At 72.2% G+C, this 18435-nt stretch carries 18 protein-coding genes and 1 pseudogene; 14 read left to right on the top strand and 5 right to left on the bottom strand.

Annotated features, from left to right (window positions below):
* Nucleotides 1-27 precede the first annotated feature (27 nt).
* The 4 genes and pseudogenes from HUT10_RS46075 to HUT10_RS46060 all read left to right on the top strand — a co-directional run.
* A pseudogene (locus HUT10_RS46075) lies at nt 28-330 on the top strand (oxidoreductase); the annotation flags it as partial.
* A gap of 297 nt (nt 331-627) precedes the next feature.
* The gene (locus tag HUT10_RS46070) at nt 628-1272 is read left to right on the top strand and encodes a hypothetical protein (RefSeq protein ID WP_254897329.1); all 645 of its coding nucleotides are present in this window, start codon (nt 628-630) and stop codon (nt 1270-1272) included.
* Between the two features lie 75 nt (nt 1273-1347).
* Complete coding sequence (locus HUT10_RS46065; protein WP_176176975.1) at nt 1348-2115, top strand: polysaccharide deacetylase family protein; 768 nt, start codon at nt 1348-1350, stop codon at nt 2113-2115.
* A gap of 4 nt (nt 2116-2119) precedes the next feature.
* Nucleotides 2120-3319: a beta-propeller fold lactonase family protein gene (locus tag HUT10_RS46060; protein WP_176176974.1), complete on the top strand. Its 1200-nt coding sequence runs from the start codon at nt 2120-2122 to the stop codon at nt 3317-3319.
* Nucleotides 3320-3412: 93 nt separating this feature from the next.
* On the opposite strand, the gene HUT10_RS46055 is transcribed toward HUT10_RS46060, so the two are convergent.
* The 3 genes from HUT10_RS46055 to HUT10_RS46045 form a co-directional block, all read right to left on the bottom strand.
* Nucleotides 3413-3901: a carbonic anhydrase gene (locus tag HUT10_RS46055; protein WP_176176973.1), complete on the bottom strand. Its 489-nt coding sequence runs from the start codon at nt 3899-3901 to the stop codon at nt 3413-3415.
* Nucleotides 3902-4061: 160 nt separating this feature from the next.
* Nucleotides 4062-5426: an MFS transporter gene (locus HUT10_RS46050; protein ID WP_303247015.1), complete on the bottom strand. Its 1365-nt coding sequence runs from the start codon at nt 5424-5426 to the stop codon at nt 4062-4064.
* On the bottom strand, nt 5423-6268 hold the full coding sequence (locus HUT10_RS46045) for an alpha/beta fold hydrolase (protein WP_176176972.1): 846 nt from the start codon (nt 6266-6268) through the stop codon (nt 5423-5425). Before HUT10_RS46045 ends, HUT10_RS46050 begins: the two co-directional genes overlap by 4 nt.
* Nucleotides 6269-6344: 76 nt before the next feature.
* On the opposite strand from HUT10_RS46045, the gene HUT10_RS46040 reads away from it, so the two are divergent.
* Nucleotides 6345-7295, top strand: coding sequence for a LysR family transcriptional regulator (locus HUT10_RS46040; protein ID WP_176176971.1), 951 nt, complete (start codon nt 6345-6347; stop codon nt 7293-7295).
* Between the two features lie 81 nt (nt 7296-7376).
* Here HUT10_RS46040 and HUT10_RS46035 read toward each other — a convergent pair whose 3' ends face one another.
* Nucleotides 7377-8090 carry an anti-sigma factor gene (locus HUT10_RS46035; protein WP_176176970.1) on the bottom strand — a complete coding sequence of 238 codons (714 nt, stop codon included), beginning with the start codon at nt 8088-8090 and terminating at the stop codon, nt 7377-7379.
* A 246-nt stretch (nt 8091-8336) separates the two neighbouring features.
* Here HUT10_RS46035 and HUT10_RS46030 point away from each other — a divergent pair, with 246 nt between their 5' ends.
* The 3 genes from HUT10_RS46030 to HUT10_RS46020 all read left to right on the top strand — a co-directional run bounded on the left by HUT10_RS46030 (nt 8337) and on the right by HUT10_RS46020 (nt 11783).
* Nucleotides 8337-9917, top strand: coding sequence for a molybdopterin-dependent oxidoreductase (locus HUT10_RS46030; protein WP_254897328.1), 1581 nt, complete (start codon nt 8337-8339; stop codon nt 9915-9917).
* Nucleotides 9918-10028: 111 nt separating this feature from the next.
* Entirely contained in the window at nt 10029-10700 is a 672-nt protein-coding gene (locus HUT10_RS46025; protein WP_176176969.1) for a fasciclin domain-containing protein, read from the top strand.
* Between the two features lie 291 nt (nt 10701-10991).
* Entirely contained in the window at nt 10992-11783 is a 792-nt protein-coding gene (locus tag HUT10_RS46020; RefSeq protein ID WP_176176968.1) for an IclR family transcriptional regulator, read from the top strand.
* Between the two features lie 57 nt (nt 11784-11840).
* Here the strand turns inward: HUT10_RS46020 and HUT10_RS46015 are convergent, their stop codons facing one another.
* Nucleotides 11841-13202, bottom strand: coding sequence for an MFS transporter (locus HUT10_RS46015; RefSeq protein WP_176176967.1), 1362 nt, complete (start codon nt 13200-13202; stop codon nt 11841-11843).
* A 149-nt stretch (nt 13203-13351) separates the two neighbouring features.
* Between HUT10_RS46015 and HUT10_RS46010 the strand changes: the two genes are divergently transcribed.
* Genes HUT10_RS46010 through HUT10_RS45985 form a run of 6 tightly spaced genes read left to right on the top strand, consistent with a single transcriptional unit; the run spans nt 13352 to nt 18386 of the window.
* Entirely contained in the window at nt 13352-14242 is an 891-nt protein-coding gene (locus HUT10_RS46010; RefSeq protein ID WP_176176966.1) for a DUF6282 family protein, read from the top strand.
* Nucleotides 14243-14253: 11 nt separating this feature from the next.
* Nucleotides 14254-15117: a hypothetical protein gene (locus HUT10_RS46005; RefSeq protein WP_176176965.1), complete on the top strand. Its 864-nt coding sequence runs from the start codon at nt 14254-14256 to the stop codon at nt 15115-15117.
* Between the two features lie 44 nt (nt 15118-15161).
* Nucleotides 15162-15884, top strand: a complete 723-nt coding sequence (locus HUT10_RS46000; protein ID WP_254897327.1) for an HpcH/HpaI aldolase/citrate lyase family protein — start codon at nt 15162-15164, stop codon at nt 15882-15884.
* Nucleotides 15881-16723 carry an LLM class flavin-dependent oxidoreductase gene (locus HUT10_RS45995; protein ID WP_176176963.1) on the top strand — a complete coding sequence of 281 codons (843 nt, stop codon included), beginning with the start codon at nt 15881-15883 and terminating at the stop codon, nt 16721-16723. Before HUT10_RS46000 ends, HUT10_RS45995 begins: the two co-directional genes overlap by 4 nt.
* Nucleotides 16723-17643: a 3-keto-5-aminohexanoate cleavage protein gene (locus HUT10_RS45990; RefSeq protein WP_176176962.1), complete on the top strand. Its 921-nt coding sequence runs from the start codon at nt 16723-16725 to the stop codon at nt 17641-17643. Before HUT10_RS45995 ends, HUT10_RS45990 begins: the two co-directional genes overlap by 1 nt.
* Nucleotides 17640-18386 (top strand): SDR family NAD(P)-dependent oxidoreductase, encoded by a 747-nt coding sequence (locus tag HUT10_RS45985; RefSeq protein WP_176176961.1) that lies wholly within the window; start codon nt 17640-17642, stop codon nt 18384-18386. The genes HUT10_RS45990 and HUT10_RS45985 overlap by 4 nt, the downstream gene beginning before the upstream one ends.
* The last annotated feature ends 49 nt before the right edge of the window (nt 18387-18435 follow it).

Below are 18435 nucleotides of genomic sequence, written 5' to 3'. Positions count from 1 at the left end.
CTGTCCGGCAGGCACGCCGTCGGCACCGGCTACGACAAGTGGCTGGCCTACGGCCAAGCCAAAACCGCGAACTCCCTGTTCGCCGTGCACCTCGACGCACTCGGGCGCGACGACGGCGTCCGCGCGTTCGCCCTGCACCCCGGCAAGATCATCACCGGCCTGCAGCGCTACATGAGCCGGCAGGAACAGCTCGACCGCGGCTGGATCGACGAGTACGGCACCGTGATCGGCGACGGCGGTGTCCGCGCCCACGCCATCGATCCCGGTTCGGCGGCCCGGCTGTGGGACCTGTCCGTCGCCGCGACCGGAACCAGGCCGCTCACCCGGTGACGCAGCCGGGATCGCCGGAGCCACCGGCCGGGCTCGGCCATACGCCTGAGCGCCGATGCTGTCTGCCAGGCCGATGCGGCGGCGCGTAGCACGAACGGCCGCGAAACCGTTGACTGCGACGCGTTCGTGCCCCCTCGTCCGGAACATCCCGGCCTGCGGCGAGCCGCGCATCCCCGCACACGGCGTGCCTGGGAGCTCGACGCCTCGAGAGCCGGTAGAAGTGAGCCGCTCTCAGGTCTTGTCCCCACGCTCGGCGGGGTCTGCCTTCCTCGCCGGTTCCTGATGCAGGAGATTCCCGTGTTCTCTTCCCGCCGCTGGGCCCTTGCCGTCCTCACCGCCGCGCTCGCTGCCGCCGGCTGCCACGCAGCCACCCCGGACCCGACGCCGGCGGCCGCGCCCGGTGACCTGCCGGTCGAGAACCCCGCCGCGGCCATGCTGGCCCCGGACACCTGCAAACTCGGCCACCGCGACGGCCAGCCACTGCCCGACCCGCACTGCACCCCCGGCGCGGTGAACCCCGCCGTGCGGCAGGACACCATCGAGGACACGATCTGCCGGACCGGGTGGACGAAGACAATCCGGCCGCCGACGTCGAAAACGACCACGATGAAGGCCGCGTCCGCCCGCTCCTACGACCTGGCACCCGCCGACAAGGGCGAGTACGACCACCTGGTCAGCCTGGAACTCGGCGGCGCCCCCGACGACCCCCGCAACCTGTGGGTCGAACCCGGCAAGATCCCGAACCCGAAGGACGCGGTCGAGAACAAGCTGCACGCGGCGGTGTGTTCCGGCCTGATCCCGCTCGTTCCCGCCCAGAAGGCCATCGCCGCCGACTGGGTCACCGCGTTCGACACCGTCGGCTTGCGCATCGCCAACGGGAAAGTCTGCCTGCGCGACCACCCCACCACCTGCGTGACCGGCCACCGCGGTGACGGCGACTGACTGCGCGCGGTCTCTCAGCGTTTTCACAGCGCCTCTGCGGAAAGGTTCGGCGCCGTCCGTCGTGTGGGAGGTTTTGTGGACGACCCGCTGACCCGGCGCCGCCTGTTCGGGGTGGCGCTGGGCGCCGCCGCGCTCGCGGCGTGCTCGGCACCCGGGCAGACCCCGGCTCCGATCGGTTCCGCGTCGCCCGAGGTGGTGCCGCCGTCGTCGAGCACGCCGTCCTCCTCGGCGCCGCAGCCGGGGCGGCCGGCCACCGAGCTCGTCCGCTCCTCGTCGGGGCGGCCGCAGGTCGCGCTGACGTTCCACGGCGCGGGCGACCCGCAGGTCACCCGCCAGGTGCTGGACGTCGTGCACCAGCACGGCGCACGGATCACCGTGCTGGCGGTGGGCACCTGGCTCGCCGAGCACCCGGACGCCGCCCGGATGGTCCGCGACGGCGGGCACGAACTGGGCAACCACACCTGGAGCCACCCGGCGCTCTCGGGGTACAAAGCGGAGCCGATGTACGCGGAAATCCAGCGGTGCCGGGACAAACTGGCCGAACTGACCGGCTCGCCCGGCAGCTTCTTCCGGCAGTCCCAAGGCCAGCACGCCACCCCCGAAGAACTCGTCGAAGCGGGCAAGGCGGGCTACGCGCGGGTGTTGTCCTACGACATCGACTCCCTGGACTGGAAAGATCCGGGGCCGGCCGCCATCCGCGCCGCGGTGGCGAAGGCCCGGGCGGGCAGCGTGGTCAGCATGCACCTGGGCCACCCGGGCACGGTGGCCGCGCTCCCCGGCATCCTGACCGCGCTCGCGGACCGCGGCCTCACCCCGGTCACCGCGTCAGACCTGCTGGCGTAACCGGATGCGCGTCCGGCTGACCGCCGTGGTCCTCGCTGGCGTCCTCGCCGCGGGCTGCTCGTCCGGCACCGGCCCGGCTCCTTCGTCCATGCCGGACATGCCGGACACGAACGGCACCGGCACGGCCGTGCCGCACCTGCCGACCCCGCCGGCGCCGTCGCCGAACCCGTTGCCCGGCATGCCCCCCGTTCCCGACCCGCACGACGTCGACGCGGCGGCGGGCGCCGGCCTGCTCTCCCCCGCGGTTGTCGGCGACAAGCCGCTGGTCTACGTGCCGCACAGCGGCTCGGGGGACGTCTGGGTGATCGACCCGGCGACGTTCCGCGTCGTCGCGAAGTACCCGGCGGGCAAGGAACTGCAGCACGTGGTGCCCTCGTGGGACCTGCGCACGCTGTACGCCACCGACGACCGCGGCGACCACGTGCTGCCGTTCGACCCGAAGACCGGGTTGCCGGGCAAGGCGTTCCCGGTCGTGGACCCGTACAACATGTACTTCACCCCGGACGGCCGGTACGCGATCTCGGTGGCCGAGCGGCTGCGCAAGCTGGTCTGGTACGACCCGCACACGTGGCAGGCCCACGACGAGACGCCCACGCCCGAGTGCGCCGGAATCGACCACGCGGACTTCTCCCCCGACGGCCGCACGGCGGTGTTCACCTGCGAGTTCGCCGGCCGCGTCGCGGTGGTCGACGTCGCCACGCACCGCCTGCTGCGGATGGTCGACATGCCGCACCGCAACACACGCATGGGCCCGCAGGACATCAAGCTCGCCCCGGACGGTTCGGTGTACTACATAGCGGACTCCGACGCGAACGGCCTGTGGGTACTCGACGCGGCGGCGACGAAGGTGCTCCGCTTCATCCCGACCGGCCGCGGCGCGCACGGGCTGTACCTGTCACGAGACGCGAAGCAGCTGTACGTGACCAACCGCCACGAGGGCAGCATCAGCGTGCTCGACGCGTACACGGGCGCACCGCTGACGACGTGGCACATCCCGGGCGGCGGCAGCCCGGACATGGGCAACGTGACCGCCGACGGCACCCAGCTGTGGCTCTCCGGCCGCTACGACCGGGTGGTGTACGTGCTGTCCACAAAGGATGGTGCACTGCTGGCGAAGATCCCCGCCGGGAACGAGCCGCACGGGTTGTGCGTCTGGCCGCAGCCGGGCCGGTACTCGCTGGGCCACACGGGCATTACGCGGTGAGCAGTTCCCCGGCAGCACGGGAAGGCGGCCGGTGGCCACCCGCCGGACCGGGCGGCTGGTGCCGGTTCCGATCCGGGTGGGCGGCCGTCCGGTTCAGTTCACTTCGTTCAGCTTCCCGGTGGCGACGTCGAACACGAACCCCCGCACGGAGTCCTTATTCGGGATGAACGGGCTGTTCTTGATGCGGGCGATCGACTGGCGGACGTCGTCGTCGAGGTCGCCGAAGGCTTCGGCCGCCCACGCCGGCTTGACGCCGACCTCCTCCTGGATGGACCTCTTGAAGTCGTCGTCGGTGAAGGTGAGCATGCCGCAGTCCGTGTGGTGGATGAGGATGATCTCCTCCGTTCCGAGCAGGCGCTGGCTGATGGCCAGTGAGCGGATCTCGTCCTCGGTCACGACGCCACCGGCGTTGCGGATGACGTGGGCTTCGCCTTCGTTGAGGCCGAGGACGCCGTAGACGTTGATGCGCGCGTCCATGCACGCGAGCACGGCGACGTGCTTGGCGGGCGGGAGCGGAAGCGGCCCGCTGAAGTTCGCGGCGTAGGCGGCGTTGTTGGCCAGCAGTTCGTCGGTGACCGACATGGGCGTTCCCTTCTCGGCGGAACAGGATGTGCCGAGTCGATCGCTGACGGCGGCCGGGCGCAAATGCGCCCAGGAACTGGGCAGGGGTTAGCCCGATCGGGCGACCGGGCCAATCCGTGCGGTGCAGTGCTTCGAAACGAGCCGCGGCCCTTCGCCTCGCTCAGCAGCTCTTCGTCTCCGCGAGCTCCCTGACACCTCCGTCGGCGGGCTTCGGACGGCGCAGGCGGGCCGTGGCCGCCGCCGCGAGGAGGAACACGACCGCCTCGTAGACCATCGCCGAGCCCATCGCGCCGGCGGCGTAGACCACCCCCGCCAGCGCCACCCCGAGCGTGCCGCCCAACTGCTGCGAAGTGGGCAGCAATCCCGACACGGAACTGGCCACGTGCCCCGGAACCCGGTGCAGCACCAGCGAAAACGCCGATGCGGTGAAGACCCCGAACGCGAAGCCGCCGGCACCCAGCACCGTCCACAGGACCGGGGCCGGCCCGGCCAGCGCCGGGACCACGAGCAGGGACACCACCGCCAGTCCCCCGGACGCGGCCGCCAGGGCCGCGGCACCGAACCGGCGGGCCGCGGCTTCCGCGACCGCGCTGCCCAGCAGGGCGCCGACCGCGTACGGCGCGACGGTCACCGCCGTCACCAGCGGATCGCGGTGCAGCGTGCCCTGCAGGTGCAAAGACAGCAGCAGGCTGAACGACGGGATCCCGGCGTTGAACAGCAGCACCGCCCCGATGCCCCAGCGGGTCGTCGCCGCGGTCAGCGCTTCCGGGCGCACCAGCGGATCCCGCACCCGCCGCTGGGACACGGCGAACGCGGCGAGCAGGCCCAGCCCCAGCGCCAGGCTCGCCCACGTCCAGGCCGGCCAGCCCGCGTCCTGGCCGAGGGTCAGCGGCAGCACGAGCAGGATCAGCCCGGTCAGCGACAGCGCGGCCCCGGCCGGATCCACCCGGCTCGCGCCCGCCGGTCCCCGGCCGTCGGGCAGGATCCGGACCAGGACCAGCGAAGCGATCCCGACCGGCACCGGCAGGGCCAGCGCCAGCCGCCACCCCAGCCCGAACGGGTCGAAGTGCAGCAGGACGCCGCAGCACAGCGGACCGGCCAGCGACGCCACGGCCATCGTCGCCCCGTAGCGGCCCAGCACCGCGGCCCGCCGCTGCGGCGGCACCGCGGTCTGGATCAGCGACAGGATCTGCGGCGCGACCAGGCCGCTGCCTGCCCCCTGCACCAGCCGGGCGACCACGAGCGTCCCGGCGTCCGGCGCGGCGGCCGCGGCGAGCGACGCCAGCGTGAACACGACCGTGCCGGCGACGAACACCCGCCGGTAGCCGAACCGGTCGCCGAGCCGGGCCGCGGTGATCAGCGAGCAGGCGTAGGTCAGCGTGTACCCGACCAGCGCGAGCTGCCCCGCGCCCGAGCCGGCGGCCAGGTCGTGGCGGATGCGCGGCACCGCCAGCTGCATGACCGTGACGCTCATCAGCTGGACGAACGTGCCCGACAGCAGCACGGCCTGAGCGGCGGGCCTCATGCCTGCTTCGCGATCCGGCCGAGGAGTTCGGCGAGCTCGGCCGGCCGGGTCAGGAACGGCGAGTGGCCGCCGGGCAGGGAGTGCACCGCGAACGGGTGCTCGGGCGTCAGGCGGTCGGCCTCGGCGATCATCAGGTCCTGCGTGGCGGGCGGCAGCGCCCGGTCTTCGGTCAGCCGGACGTAGCTGCGCGGCACCCGGCCCCACCGCCCGGCGGTCACCGGGTACGCCCCGGCCAGCGACGCCACCGGCTCGTCGGGGTGCAGCGTCAGCCGCCAGCCGGGCCGGTCCGCCGGCCAGTCGGACAGGAACGCCCTCCGGATCGCCTCGACTTCGGCGGGATCGGGTGAGAGCGGGTTGATCCGGAAGGCGCCGAGGACATCCGCGTCGCCGGTCCAGGGCGCGTGCGCCGCGCCGGCGTTGACCGGGTCCGTCACGTACTGCCCGAAGCTCGGCCGCCCGGCGGGGACGAACGCCGACAGGTAGACGAGGTGGTCGACCAGGTCCGGGTGGCGTTCGACCGCGGCCGAAGCCGGGCCGCCGCCCGCGCTGTGCGCGACGAGGACGACGCGGGCGAACCGGCGGCGCACCTCGGCGAGCTCGGTGACCAGGGCGTCGGTGAGCACCTCGGTGGTGAGCCCGGCGAGCGCGGAGGGTTCGGTGGCCAGCCCGGGCTGCCCGGGCCGCAGGTAGCCGGTCGGCAGCGGCGCGGTGACGCCGTGCCCGGGCAGGTCCACCGCGACGCCGGCGACGCCCTGGGCGGCCAGTGCCCGCTGGGTGGCGGCCCAGTGCAGCGAGGAGTGCCAGGCACCGTGGACGAACACGCAGGCGGTGATGTCGTTCATGACGCCCACTCCACCGCGCCCCGGACCCGCTATCCAGTTTCATAGCTGAATCACCCTCGGGCGATATCCTGAACGTATGGAGTCCCGTCATCTCCGCTACGCACTGGCGCTGGCGGAGCACCAGCACTTCGGCCGCGCGGCCGCGTCCCTCGGCATCGCCCAGCCGCCGCTGTCCATGCAGATCGCGGCCGTCGAGCGCGAGGTCGGCGAGCGGCTGTTCGACCGCACGCCCCGCGGGGTGTTCCCGACCGCGGCCGGCACCGCGTTCCTGGCCAGGGCCCGGCGCGCGCTGTGCGAGATGTCGGCCGCCGCGGTCGAAGCCGGCCGCGCGGCCCGCGGCGAGACGGGGCAGCTGCGCATGGGGTTCATCGGCTCGGCGTTGCTCGATCCGCTGCCCGGCGTGCTGGGCCGGTTCCGCAGGGCCCGGCCGGACGTCCGGCTCGACCTGCGGGAGATGAGCAGCCCGGCGGGGACGGTCGCCCTGGTCGCGGGCGAGCTCGACGTCGCGGTCGGCCGCGGCGCGCCGCGCGGGGCGGGCGTGGACGGCCTGGTGACCGTCCCGATCGGCGCCGACCACCTGGTCGCCGTGGTCGGTACGGCCCACCCCTTCGCCGGCCGCGCGGAGGTCCGGCTCGAGCAGCTCGCGGCCGAGCGGCTGATCATGTCGGCGCCCACCCAGGAACCCGCCGTGGCCGCCCGCCTGCGCGAGGGGTTCGGCGCAGGCGCGGCCGCGCTCGACGCCGCCACGATGTCACGGGACATCCACACGATCATCGGCCTGGCGGCGTGCGACGTGGGTGTCGGCCTCGGCCCGGCCCGGATGCGGCTGGCCGGCCGCAAGGACGTCCGCTTCTGCGACATCGCCCCGCGGGTCCGCCTCCCGGACCTGCAGCTGTCCTTCCGCGCGGCCGACGACTCCCCGGTGCTCGCGGCGTTCCTGGACGTCGTCCGCGCCAACTGCGCGGAAGTCGGCTCCCGCCTCGACGACGTCCTCGCCCGCAGAGAAGCCCGGTCGGTCAAGCAGTAGTCACCGCCGCTGATCGACGCAGCCGGGGAACCTTCGCCTCGGCTCAGCCGACCGACGCAGCCGGGCGATCTTTCCTTCGACTCAGCCGATCGCGAGGTTCGCGATCGACGGGGTGGTCGGCTGCAGCGATCCGGTCACAGGCTCCACCGTCACCGCGACCCCGTCGACCCCGGCGGGCAATGCGGTTTCGACGGTCCCCTCCGGGTGGATCAACCCCGCCGAGCGGGGCGCTCCCGGGCCGGTCAGCCACACCTCGTACGCATGGCCCGCATCCAGCCGCGGCAACGCCTGCGCGGCCACCAGGACCTTGCCCAGCCGCCGGGAAACCGTGGCCGTGACCGAGCCGCCGCCGGCCGCGGCCGTGCGGAGCGTGGTCGCGTCGGGTGCGGACGTCACCGCGCCGTCGGCCACCGGGACCGGGCGGCCCGGGACCGACTGGTCCAGCCCGATGCTGATCCCGCCGGCGAGCACCGCGGCCGCGGCGGCGACGGACGCGATCCCGATCAGTGCCCGCTTGCGCCACGGGCTGCGTCGCACCGGAGAGGTCGGCTCGGCGACGCGGGGAGGCAGCTGCCGCGTTTGCGCGACCGCGGCGAGCACCCGGCGGCGGAAGCGCTCGTCCGGGCCGACCGCGACGGCGGTGCCCAGCAGGGCCGCGGTCTCGCGGAAGCCGGCGACTTCTTCGGCGCAGGACGGGCACTGCCCCAGGTGCCGGGTGAACGCGGCCCGCTCGAGGTCGTCGAGCGCATCGAGGGCGTACGCGCCGGCGAGGAGGTGGGCGTCGGCGGTGGTCATCGGGGCACTCCCAGCGCGTCACGCGAGCGGATCGGAAGCCTCCCGGGTGGTGCGGCCCTGGAAGGCGGTGTGTCACGAGGCATTCGTCCCGGACGGCCCGTGCGGCTTGGTGTGGTGCCGAGAAACCCCGCCGGTCACCCGCACGGGGGACACCGCCAGTCCACAATGGATCGTCCACGGCACCCGATCCGGTGTGACGGGGGCAGCACGACCAAGCCGCCGGCCACGCCGCCCCGAATGGCCGGTATGACCGTCACCCAGCTCGACCCGGAAACACCGGCCGCACCGCCGCGTGCCCGGCTGCGGTTCTTCGCCGCCGCGTTCACCGGCGTCCTCGCCCTGGCCGCCGCGCTCGCGGCCGGGCACCTGGTGGCCGGGTTCATCAGCGTCAACGCCTCGCCCTACCTCGCGGTGGGCAACGGCGCCATCGACCTCACCCCGGTCGAGCTGAAGGACTTCGCCGTCCGCACGTTCGGCACCTACGACAAGCTCGTGCTGCTGGGCGGCATGGCCGTGGTCATGGTCGGCGTCGCCGCGCTCGCGGGCGTCCTGTCGCGCCGGTCGCCGGTGCCCGGGACGGTGATCATCGCCCTGTTCGGGCTCGTCGGCGCCTTCGCCGTGTTCGAACGGCCCGATCTGGGCGCGGAGGCGCTGCTCGCGCCGATCGCCAGCCTGGTCGTCGGCATCGCCGTGTTCCTGCTGCTGCACCGGATCGCGCCGCGCGTGTGGCGGGAACCGGACTCCGGCGAGAAGTCCGGGACGTCACGGCGGGCGTTCCTGCTCGGCGGCGCCGGTGTGGTCGCCGGCGCCGGCGCGGCGGGCCTGGGCGGGCAGCTGATCAGCTCGTCGCGCGACGCCACCGCGTCCCGCGACGCGGTCGGAAAGCTGATCCCGGCGCGCACCGCGCCGACGATCCCGGCCGACGCGGACTTCGCCAAGCTGGGCACGCCGCCCTTCCTGACGCCGAACGGCAAGTTCTACCGCGTCGACACCGCGCTGTCGGTGCCGCAGGTGCGCACCGAGGACTGGAGCCTGCGCCTGCACGGCATGGTCGACCGGGAAATCCGCTACAGCTACGGCGATATCCGCAACCGGCCGCTGGTCGAGCGCACGGTCACGATGACGTGCGTGTCCAACGAGGTCGGCGGCGACTACGTGTCGACGTCGAACTTCATCGGCGTCGACCTCGCCGACCTGCTCGCCGAAGCCGGCGTGAAACCCGGCGCCGAGCAGCTGTTCTGCACCAGCGTCGACGGCTGGACCTCGGGCACACCGGTCGCCGCGGCGCAGGATCGCGGCCGCGGCGCGATGCTCGCGATCGGGATGAACGGCGAACCACTGCCGCTGGAACACGGTTTTCCGGCCCGGCTGGTCACCCCCGGGCTTTTCGGCTACGTCTCGGCGACGAAATGGGTCGTGGACATCGAAGTCACGACGTGGGCCGCGCGCCAGGCGTACTGGCTCAAACGCGGCTGGAGCCGGGAAGCACCGATCAAAACCGAATCGCGCATCGACTCCCACCGGGGCTTCGCGAACGTCCGGCCGGGGAAGGTGCGCGTGGCCGGGGTGGCGTGGGCGCAGCACACGGGCATCGAGAAGGTCGAGGTCCGCGTCGACCAGGGCCCGTGGCAGGAGACCACGCTGTCGCAGGAGGTCAACCTGAACACGTGGCGGATGTGGTGGGCCGAGGTCGACATCCCGGCCGGGGTGCACCAGGTGTTCTGCCGCGCCACCGACAAGTCCGGCTACACCCAGACCGACCAGCGGGCGGGCACCGTGCCCGACGGCGCGACAGGGTGGCACAACGTCACCTTCACCGCAGCCTGAAAATTTTCTTCCCGATCCACCAATCCGGTTCCCGCCGGGTCGCGAATACCCGATAACAGGGGCGGATGAAAACCACCGCCTCAGCCGCGCAATCCATTGGAGTGAATTCTCGTGCGTAACCTTCGTATTGCCGGAATCGGCCTGACCGCGGCCGCCGCGCTCACCCTCACCGCGTGCGGCAGCAGCGACACCGCTTCCTCGGGCAGCTCCAGCGCCCCCGCCCCGTCGTCCTCGATGGCGGCCCCGTCCTCCAGCGCCGCCGCCGGGGCCGGCAACGGCGTGACCACCAACGCCGATGTCTTCGGCCCGGCCTGTTCGCAGCTGCCGCAGGGTTCCGCGCCCGGCTCGCTGGACTCGATGGGCCCGCAGCCGGTCGCCTCGGCCGCCTCGACCAACCCGCTGCTGACCAAGCTGGTGGCCGCGGTCAAGGCCACCAACCTGGTCGACACGCTCAACAGCCAGGAGGCCATCACGGTCTTCGCGCCGGCCGACCCGGCGTTCGCCGCCCTGGGCGACGCCAAGTTCAACGAGCTGGCCGGCAAGCCCGCCGAGCTGGCCCCGATCCTGCAGTACCACGTCGTCGGCAAGCGCTACGACGCCAAGGGCCTCGCCGCGGCCGGTTCGGTCGACACGCTCAACACCGCCGGCGGCCCGGTGAAGATCGAGGGCTCGGGCGAGAACATGACGATCAACGGCGCGAAGATCCTGTGCGGCAACATCCCCACCAAGAACGCCACCGTCTTCGTGATCGACAAGGTGCTGACCCCGGGCACCAACAAGTAACACCAGCGCGCCACCGACGGGTGGCCGGCACCGGACGGTCGCCTCGGACTCCCGCACCTCCTGGAGTCCGGGGTGACCGTCCTTCGCTGTCCGCGCAGCGAACGCAGTCTGGCGGCGGGTCCACCGGATCCGCCGCCGGGGACGCCGAAAGCGGCGGCGTCCGCCGGTCGTCGCCACCGCCGGATCACTCCATGGTCGTGGCGGCGACCGGCAAACCGGCGCGGTCCGTGTAGCCTGAGATCCGTGTTCACGAAGTGAACAGTGATTCCAGACTTCCGGCGGAGGCACCCCGTGACCAAACCGACGCGGTCCCCGGAGGCCCGCGCGGACCAGGCGGACATCCAGGCGGTGAGCCGGGTCAGCCAGATCCTCTCGCTGTTCGACCCGGCGACCCCCGAGCTGACCGCCGGCGAGGTCGCCGAGCGGCTCGGCCTCAACCGCACCACGGCGTACCGGTACTGCACCTCGCTCGTCGCGGCCGGGCTGCTGGAACGCAGCGCCGACGGCGGTTACGTGCCCGGCGGGCTGCTGCTGCAGCTCGGCGCGTTCGCGATCGGGCACCGCCGGGTCGTCAACCTCGCGCCGCGGCACATGCAGGCGCTCTCGCGCGCCACGCAGACCAGCGTCGTGCTCAGCCTCTGGGGGCTCACCGGCCCGGTGGTCTCGCGGGTCGAGGAGAACGCCTCGACCATCGTCATCGTGTCGGTGCGGGTCGGCAGCCACCTGCCGCTGGACACCGCGCAGAGCAAGGTGTTCCTCGCCTACCACGCCGACCAGCTGTCGATGGAGCGGCTGATCGGCACCCTGTCCGGCCCGGCGCGCGACGAGCTGCGCGCCGACGTCGAGCGCGTGCGCGCGGCCGGTCACTGCTCCGCGATGAGCACGCCCGGCATCGTCGCGGTGGCCGCGCCGGTCTTCGACGAGTACGGCATCTGCGCCACGATCGCGATCGTGGGCCCGGACAACACCCTGTCGATGGGCGACGACTCGCCGGAGCTGCGGGTCGTGGTCGACACCGCCCGCGAGCTCACCCACGAGCTGGGCGGCCACTACCGGCCCGACGACATCGAGCGGGCCGGATAGGGACGCTCCATTCAGGACAGTGCTCGTTCAGACAGGGCTCGTTCAGACAGTGCTCGTTCAGGACAGTGCCGGGATCGTGCTGTCGTCGGACATGTCGACGTCCTTGGTCTCCGGGCCGAGGAAACCGCCGAGGCTGATCAGCAGACCGGCGAGCACGATCAGCACTCCCGGGGCCAGGTGCGCCGGCATGAGCCCGTCGAACCGCTGCAGGTAGAACTGGTAGAACGCCGGGGCGATCAGCGCGAGGCTGTAGCCGACGCCGTAGCCGGTCGAGCGGATGCTCGCCGGGAACCGCTCGGTCAGGTACGCCGCGATCGGGCCGAACGTGCCGACCGTGAACACCCCGATGAGCACGCCGAAACCGAGCGCCGCGCCGAAGCCGCCGTCCGAGGCCATCAGCAGCGTGTACGAACCCGCGCCGAGCACGACCATCGCCAGGCCGTAGCCGATGTAGAACCGGCGGCGGCCGATGCGCTGGGACAGCACCCCGAACACCGGGTAGGACAGCGCGGCGGCCGCGTTGATCACGAGCATGGTCGCGGTGACCTCCTTGCTCGACAGGTCCAGGTGGGCCTTCAGCTGCGCGGGCGTCACGGCGGCTTCCATGTTGGTCGCCAGCCACGTACCCGTCATCAGGACGAACACCTGGCCCAGCGCCCGCGGGTACTTCTTCACCAGCCGGAGGAACGGCAGCTTGTGCTTCTCGCCGGTCAGCCGGGCCGGCGGCTCGTGGACCTGGTTGCGGTAGTAGCGGAACAGCACCGCCGCCAGCGCCGCCCCGACGAAGAACGGGATCCGCCAGCCCCACTGGACGTACGCGCTGTGCAGGCCGGCCGACGGCAGCAGCTGCAGCATCAGCAGCGTGATCGCGGCGATCACCGCGTATGCGGCGGGTGAGGTCGAGGTGATGATCGAGGCGTAGAGGCCGCGCTTGTGCTTCGGGCTCCACTCCATCGCCAGTGGCACCGCCGTCGTGTACTCGCCGCCGAGGAAGATGCCGTCGACGAACCGCAGGGCGATGAGGATGCCGACCGACCACATCCCGATCGTCTCGTGCCCGGGCAGGCACGCGGTCAGCAGCGTGATGAGGCCGAACCCGCCGACGGCGACCAGCGTCGTCCGCTTGCGCCCGACCGTGTCGGCGAAGTGGCCGAAGACGATCGCGCCGAGCGGGCGGCCGATCAGCGTCGAGGCGAACACCAGGGACGCCAGCAGCGCGGTCGTGCTCGCGCTGAGGTTGGCCGCCTGGAAGTACGCCGCGGCCGGGGCCAGCACGACGATCGGCAGGTAGATGTCGAACTGGTCGACGAAGTAGGCGAGCGTCCCGCCGCGGATCGCGGCGCGCACCTTGGCCGCGTCCGGGCCGTGCGGGGTACCGGGACGGGCGGCCGTCCCTGCGGCGCTGGGCGGTGTGGACATCGTCGTCCTCCGTTGCTCCGAACTGGATGTTCACAAAGTGAACGTCAGCCACTCTAAATACGCACCCGTCGCGACACAAGAGCGGTCACAGGGTTGACAGGCGGTCTTATAGTGAACTTTGACTTCATAATGCGAACGGAAGGCCGCTCATGAGCCCGCGCCCCGCCATCGCCTCCGTCCTGGACGGCCTGGCCGACATGCACGTCCACTCCGGCCCCAGCCCGTTCCCCCGGCGGTTCGACCACGTCGAGGCCGCGCGGGACGGCGCCCGGATCGGGATGCGCGCCATGGTCGCCAAGTCCCACCACCACAACACCCAGATGGACGTCCTCGCGATGGCGGGCAGGCTCGCCGAGGTCGAGGCGCAGGTCTTCGGCGGCATCGCGCTCAACAGCACCGTCGGCGGGCTCAACGTCCACGCCGTGCGCATGACCCTGCGCATGGGCGGCAAGGTCGTCTGGTTCCCGACCATCTCCTCCGGCAGGCACATCGACTGCCACCCCGAGGACGGCGCCTTCCCGACCACCACCGTCCCGCTGACGCTCGAGCGCATCGACATCGTCGACGGCGAAGGCGCGCTCAAGCCCGAAGTGATCGAGATCCTCGACGAGATCAAGGAACAGCAGGCCGTCCTCAACGGCGGGCACATGTACCCCGAGTACATCAAGAAGCTGTTCGAGGAGGCGCACGAACGCGGCCTGAAGCGGATGGTCGTCAGCCACCCGGACTTCGTCATCGGCGCCGACCCGGCCCTGTGCCGCGAGCTGATCGAGCTCGGCGCGTTCATCGAGCACGAGGTCGGCATGTACGACCCCGAAGGCACCCAGCACTGGGACCCGAAGCAGCTGCTGACCTGGATCGAGACGCTCGGCCCGGAGCACACCGTGCTGGCCTCGGACTTCGGCCAGAAGGCCAACCCGAAGCCGGTCGATGCGTGGCTGCGCGTCGGCGAAGCGCTGCTCGACCTCGGGCTGCCGGAGAAGGACCTGCGGCGGATGGTCCGGGACAACCCGGCGTACCTGCTGAACCTCGACGCCTGAAAGGACTGACCGTGTACGAAAAGGACGATCCCCGCTCCGGCCTGGCCACCGCGGCCCGGCCCGACAGCGGCGACGCGATCGCGCCCGCGCAATACCTCGACCTGTGGGAGACCCCGGTCGTGCGGGCGCAGAACGTCATCCTCATCCACACCGACGCCCGCGACGGCGACGACCTCGACAACGGCACCCTGGACGGCGAGCTGGCGGTCGTCGTCACCGACGCCTCCCCCGCCTTCACCGTGCTGACCGGTGACGGTGCCACCCGGATCACCGAACCCGGGCTCGTCGTCGTCCCGCCGGGCGCGTCGCGGATCGGCGTCCACGGCGACGGCCCGCTCGTCCGGCTGGTCGAGGCGACCGAACCGGCGTGGCGGGACAAGCCCGCCAACGCCGACGCCTACGCCCAGGACCACCCGCGCGTCACGCTCTTGGAGCGCTGGCCGGCGCCCGCCGAAGAGCGGGTCCGCTTCTACCCGCTGTCGGAGGTGCCGGACGATCCGAAGCGGTTCGGGCGGATCTTCCGGACCCGCTCGTTCATGGTGAACTTCCTGTCCCGGCAGGACGGGCCGCGCGACCCGCACAGGCTCTCCCCGCACCACCACGACGACTTCGAGCAGCTTTCCCTGGCGGTGCAAGGGGAATACGTGCACCACATCCGCACGCCGTGGCTGCCCGACCGCACCACCTGGCGCGAGGACGAGCACGTGCGGATCGGGAGCCCGTCGGTGACGATCATCCCGCCGCCGACCGTGCACACGTCCGAAGCGAACAGCCCGGGCGTGAACCAGCTGATCGACATCTTCAGCCCGCCGCGCGCGGACTTCTCGGAGAAACCGGGCTGGGTGCTGAACGCCGACGACTACCCGATGCCGTGACCGGGCGGACCGGGGGCGGCTTGTTCACCCGCCCGCACACTCCCGTGGGCACCTGGCTGAAGATCGCTTCGACCGAGCCGGCCGAGATCATGGCGTTCGCCGGGTTCGACTTCGTGGTCGTCGACCTCGAACACGCGCCGCTGGACCTGGTGACGGCGTACCGGCTGCTCAACACCGCCGCCGCGCTCGGCATGACGCCGCTGGTGCGGGTGCCGGACAAGACGCCGTCGACGATCCAGAAGATCCTCGACGCCGGAGCAATGGGCATCCTGGTGCCCCACGTGGACACCGTCGAAGAGGCGGCGGCCGTCGGGCGGGCGTGCCGGTTCCCGCCCCACGGCGGCCGCGGCGCCGGCGGCACCAGCCGGGCCGGGGCGTGGGGGCTGCGGCCGAACGCCGAGTACCTGGCCACCGGCAACGACGACGTGCTGTGCATCCCGCAGCTGGAAAGCGTCGAGGCGATCAAGGCCGCGCCGGAGATGCTCGCGCTGGACACCGTGGACGCGGTGTTCGTCGGCGCGGCGGACCTGTCGATGTCGATGGGGTCGACGCCTGCGTCCCCCGACGTGCTCGACCTGATCGCCTCGGCGATCTCGGCCGCGCACGACGCCGGGAAGAAGTGCGGGCTCGCGTTCGGCGGGGTGCCGGAGAAGGCCGCGCGGGCGGTGCGGGACGGCTGCGACTTCGTCCTGCTCGGCAACGACACGACGATGCTGGCCGAGGCCGCCCGAGGCCTGGTCACGGCGTTCCGGGACGCGACCGCATGACGCTCTCGCTGCCGCGCACGGCGTTGTCGATCGCCGAGCTGGACGGCCTCGACCACGACGGGGTCATCCGGTTCGTGCGGGCGCTCGAGGACTTCGGCCACCGGATGGTGTGGATTCCCGAGGTCACCGGCCGCGAGGCGTTCACGACCGCGGCGCTGGTCCTTTCCGCCACCGAGCGGTTGATCGTCGGCAACGGCGTCGCCCGGGCCCTCGAGCGCGTGCCGAAGTCGGCGGGCTCGGCGGCCCGGGACCTCGCCGCCGGGTACCCCGGGCGGTACGTGCTGGGGCTCGGGATCAGCGGAGCGGTCCGGGAACGCGGGGTCGGACCGCTGCCGTTCCTGCGGGAGTACCTCGACGGCGTCGACAAGGTGGCACACGGCGTGCCGCGGGTCCTCGGCGCGTACTCGGCCGGGATCACCCGGCTCGCGGCCGAGCGCGCCGACGGGCTGATCACCTTCCTCGTCACGCCGGAGCACACCCGGTGGGCGCGGGAGACGGTCGGCCCGGACCTGTTCCTGTCGGTGGTCCAGTGGGCCGTGGTGGGCCGTACGCGCACCGCCGCCCGCGAGGTCGCGCGCGACCGGCTCGCCTACTACCTGACACTTCCCCACCAGCTCGCGAAGCTGAAGCGGCTCGGCTTCACCGACGCCGACCTCGCGCCGCCGGGCTCCGACCGGCTGCTCGACGCGCTCGTCGCCTGCGGCACCCCCGGCCAGGTGCGTGAGGCGGTGCGAGCGCAGTACGAAGCCGGCGCCACCCAGGTGGCGCTGACGCCGGTCGGCCCGCTCGACGACGCGAAGCTCGACGCCTACCGGGCGCTCGCGCCCCAGGAGGATTGATGCGCACGGCCGAAAAAGTCATCATCACCACCGCGATCACCGGCTCGGTGAACATCCCGTCGCAGAGCCCGTACCTGCCCTTGTCCGCCGACGAAGTCGCCGACGCCGCGCTGGAGGCCGTCGAGGCGGGGTCGGCCGTCGTGCACCTGCACGCCCGGGAGCCGGACGGGCGGCCCACCCCCGATCCCGGTGTGTTCGAGAAGATCGTCGGGCGGATCACCGCGGAGACCGACGCCGTCATCAACATCACCACCGGCGGCGCGTCCTCGATGACGATGGACGAGCGGCTCGCCGCCGCCTACCGGCTGCGGCCCGAGCTGGCGTCGCTGAACATGGGGTCGATGAACTTCGTCTACTCCGGCATCGCCGGCAAGGTGACGGAGTGGAAGCACGGCTGGGAAAAGCCGTACGTGCTCAACACCTACTCGAAGCCGTTCGTGAACACCTTCGACAAGATCGAGCACACGCTGCGGACGCTCGGCGAGTCCGGGACCCGGTTCGAGTACGAGTGCTACGACATCGGGCACCTGTACTCGCTGGCGTACTTCGCCGAGCTCGGCCTGGCGAAACCGCCGTTGCTGATCCAGGGCGTGTTCGGCGTCCTCGGCGGGATCGGCGCCGACCACGCGAACCTCGAGCACATGGTGCGGATCGCGGACAAGCTCTTCGGCGACGACTACGTGTTCTCGGCGTTCGCCGCCGGCCGCGACCAGATGAGCTTCGGCACGCACAGCGCGTGGCTCGGCGGGCACGTGCGGGTCGGCCTGGAGGACAGCCTGTGGATCGGCAAGGGGAAGCTCGCGGAGAGCAACGCCCAGCAGGTCCGCAAGATCCGGGCGGTGGTGGAAGATCTCGGGAAACCCGTCGCCACCCCCGCCGACGCCCGCGCGATGCTGGCACTTCGTGGAGGAAACGCATGAGCTTGCTGACCGGAAAGGTGGTCCTGGTCGTCGGGGCCGGTTCGGGCATCGGCGCGGACGCGGCGCGCGTGTTCGCTGCGGACGGTGCTTCGGTGATGCTGGTGGCCCGGCACGAAGAGCCCCTGGCGAAACTGGCCGCCGAGCTTTCCGACCACGACGTCGCGTACACGACGGGCGACGTCTCGTCGGCGTCCGATGTGGACGGTTTCGTGGCGGCGACGGTCTCGCGCTTCGGCCGCCTGGACGGCGCGTTCAACAACGCGGCGATGGGCGGCGGCGGACGGCTCGACCGGGTGTCCGAAGCGGACTTCGACCGGATCATGGCGGTGAACGTGAAGGGCACCTGGCTGTGCCTGCGCGCGGAGGTCGCGGCGATGGAGGGCCGGGGCGCCGGCTCGATCGTGAACGTGAGCAGCATCGGCGGCCTGCGGGGAAGCCCGGGCATGGGCGCCTACCAGGCGACGAAGCACGCGGTGATCGGCCTGACCCGCACGGCCGCCCACGACTTCGGGCCACTGGGCATCCGGGTCAACGCGCTCGCCCCCGGCCCGACGGAGACCCCGATGCTGGACGAGCTGCGCCGCACCATCCCGGGTGGGGTGGAAGCCCGCATCGCGGCGACGCCGTTGCGCAAGGCGGGCACGGGCACGGAAGTCGGCTCGACGGCGGCGTTCCTGCTGAGCGACCGGGCGAGCCACCTCAGCGGAGTCATCCTCCCGGTGGACGGCGGCTTCACGGCTTGACCGGTTCGGGGCGGGCAGCCGTTCACCTGTGGGCGAACGGCTGCCGCGC

Origin of the sequence: Amycolatopsis sp. Hca4 (assembly GCF_013364075.1) — a bacterium.
Lineage (GTDB): Bacteria > Actinomycetota > Actinomycetes > Mycobacteriales > Pseudonocardiaceae > Amycolatopsis.
The sequence above is the reverse complement of the archived record's forward strand: the minus strand, read 5'-3'. Positions and strand labels throughout refer to the sequence as shown.

Bases quoted from the DNA above. Each gene is read 5' to 3' on its own strand.
- HUT10_RS46060 (WP_176176974.1), top strand. From the start codon at position 2,120: ATGCGCGTCCGGCTGACCGCCGTGGTCCTCGCTGGCGTCCTCGCCGCG.
- HUT10_RS46055 (WP_176176973.1), bottom strand. From the start codon at position 3,901: ATGTCGGTCACCGACGAACTGCTGGCCAACAACGCCGCCTACGCCGCG.
- HUT10_RS46050 (WP_303247015.1), bottom strand. From the start codon at position 5,426: ATGAGGCCCGCCGCTCAGGCCGTGCTGCTGTCGGGCACGTTCGTCCAG.
- HUT10_RS46045 (WP_176176972.1), bottom strand. From the start codon at position 6,268: ATGAACGACATCACCGCCTGCGTGTTCGTCCACGGTGCCTGGCACTCC.
- HUT10_RS46040 (WP_176176971.1), top strand. From the start codon at position 6,345: ATGGAGTCCCGTCATCTCCGCTACGCACTGGCGCTGGCGGAGCACCAG.
- HUT10_RS46035 (WP_176176970.1), bottom strand. From the start codon at position 8,090: ATGACCACCGCCGACGCCCACCTCCTCGCCGGCGCGTACGCCCTCGAT.
- HUT10_RS46030 (WP_254897328.1), top strand. From the start codon at position 8,337: ATGACCGTCACCCAGCTCGACCCGGAAACACCGGCCGCACCGCCGCGT.
- HUT10_RS46015 (WP_176176967.1), bottom strand. From the start codon at position 13,202: ATGTCCACACCGCCCAGCGCCGCAGGGACGGCCGCCCGTCCCGGTACC.
- HUT10_RS46010 (WP_176176966.1), top strand. From the start codon at position 13,352: ATGAGCCCGCGCCCCGCCATCGCCTCCGTCCTGGACGGCCTGGCCGAC.
- HUT10_RS45995 (WP_176176963.1), top strand. From the start codon at position 15,881: ATGACGCTCTCGCTGCCGCGCACGGCGTTGTCGATCGCCGAGCTGGAC.
- HUT10_RS45990 (WP_176176962.1), top strand. From the start codon at position 16,723: ATGCGCACGGCCGAAAAAGTCATCATCACCACCGCGATCACCGGCTCG.
- HUT10_RS45985 (WP_176176961.1), top strand. From the start codon at position 17,640: ATGAGCTTGCTGACCGGAAAGGTGGTCCTGGTCGTCGGGGCCGGTTCG.